This is a genomic window from Arthrobacter sp. 2MCAF14 (genome assembly GCF_052115645.1).
Taxonomy (GTDB): Bacteria; Actinomycetota; Actinomycetes; order Actinomycetales; family Micrococcaceae; genus Arthrobacter.
Map to the genome: position 1 here is coordinate 1 of NZ_JBFRHB010000092.1, position 1,895 is coordinate 1,895.

1 protein-coding gene and 1 pseudogene are annotated in these 1,895 nt (G+C 63.0%); both read left to right on the forward strand.

The features are described 5' to 3' along the window. The first annotated feature begins 106 nt into the window (after nucleotides 1–106). Nucleotides 107–613, forward strand: coding sequence for a hypothetical protein (locus AB4074_RS24690; protein WP_441415733.1), 507 nt, complete (start codon nucleotides 107–109; stop codon nucleotides 611–613). A gap of 29 nt (nucleotides 614–642) precedes the next feature. Further along, nucleotides 643–1,863: pseudogene (locus AB4074_RS24695) on the forward strand (IS30 family transposase). The last annotated feature ends 32 nt before the right edge of the window (nucleotides 1,864–1,895 follow it).

Sequence of the window (1,895 nt, forward strand, 5' to 3'; positions counted from 1 at the left end):
CTTGCTTGGGTTCTAGCGGTCGTTGCAACACCCCAGATTTTCGGGAGTTGCAACGACCGTGTCGTCTTCAAATCAAGAATCTTCTTTAAGGGGAAAATCGGGTCCCGTGCCCGCGCCGCCACAGAAGAACACCTACAGGCGGTACTCACAGGCCGAGAAGGATGAGTTCTTCGCTGTGTTGGAGCGGTTGGAGTGTGCCGCCGCGGCGGCCAGGGAGCTCGGATTCAAGGCCGCGACGTGCCGCAAGTGGGTCCGGCAAGCCGGGATCCAGCTCAAGTACGGTGTGAGGGGTCCGGAACCCCGCCGGGAGTATATGCAGGCTCAGAAGGAGGAGTTCTTCACGCTCCTGGACCGCCTCGGGAACGTCTCGGCCGCGGCGTCAGAGCTGGGGCTGAGCGCCGCCGCGTGCTACGCATGGGTCCACGAGACCAAGGCGTTGCCCAAACGGGCAAGGAAGACCACCGGGCCCAACCGGAAACATACGCAGGCACAGAAAGACGAATTCTTCACCGTGTTGGAGAGAGTCGGCAGAAAGCGGCCAAGCAGATCGGCCTACACCGGGATACGTGTTTTAGATGGGCCAAGGCTGCCGGCATCCGCAGCGTCCGCGTGACGGTGGGCAAACGCGAGGAGTTCTTCCGCCTGCGCGCAGCCGGGGTCAGCCGGCGTGAAGCAACAACTGCCGTCGGCATCGACCGCAAGACGGCCTACCTGTGGGATAACGGCATAGTCCAGGCCATGGGGAAACTTGTTTACCCTGAGACCCCTGCCGTCGACTATAAACAGGCGGTGACTACTGCGATTGCCCCGCCCGGGGCCACCGGCGGAACAACGAATGTTTCGATTCCCCAAACGGCACTGGAGAAGGTGATCGATCCCCGGTACCTCTCGCTGCAGGACCGCGAGAAAATCCGGGACATGAGGTCCCAGGGCTCCTCCATCAGGGCCGTGGCAACGGCCCTGGGGCGCTCCCCGTCCTCGATCAGCCGCGAGATCTCCCGCAACAGCCACCCGGTACTCGGATACCAGCCCTACGGCGCCCAACGGGCCGCGGCGGCACGCCGGCCGCGACCAAAAGTCAGTAAGCTGAGCGGCAACGAGCGGCTGCGGGATTTCGTGAAGGGCAAGCTGCTCACCCGGTGCTCGCCCGAACAGATCTCCCACTTGTTGATCAAGGAATTCCCCGATGACGAGCAGATGCGCGTGAGCCACGAAACGATCTACCAGGCCCTCTACTTCCAGGCCCGCGGCGGACTCAAACGCGAAGTCAAAGAGGCCCTGCGCACCGGACGGACCCGCCGCAAGCAGCACAAGAGCCCTGAGGAACGCACCAGCCGTTTCCGGGACCCGATGATCAACATTTCCGAACGCCCCGCAGAGATCGAAGACCGCGCCGTCCCGGGGCACTGGGAAGGGGATCTAATAACCGGAGCCTACAACCAGTCCGCGATCGCGACCCTGGTCGAACGCACCACGCGCTACGTGATGCTGGTGCACCTGCCCGTGGACCACACCGCCGAATCGGTCCGCGACGGGCTGATCAAGACCATGAGCAACCTGCCGGCGCACCTGCGCGGATCACTGACCTGAGACCAAGGCGCCGAAATGGCCAAGCACAAAGCCTTCAGCATCGCCACCGACATGGACGTCTACTTCTGCGACCCCGCCAGCCCCTGGCAACGCGGGTCCAACGAGAACACCAACGGGCTGTTGCGCCAGTACTTCCCCAAGGGCACCGACCTTTCCGTCTACGGTCCCGAGGACCTCGAGCACGTAGCCCAGGAACTCAATGCACGCCCACGCAAAACGCTCAGCTGGGATACCCCAGCCGAGCGCCTGCGTGACCTACTATTGACGAACTAGACACCATCGGTGTTGCAACGACCCCTAGAATT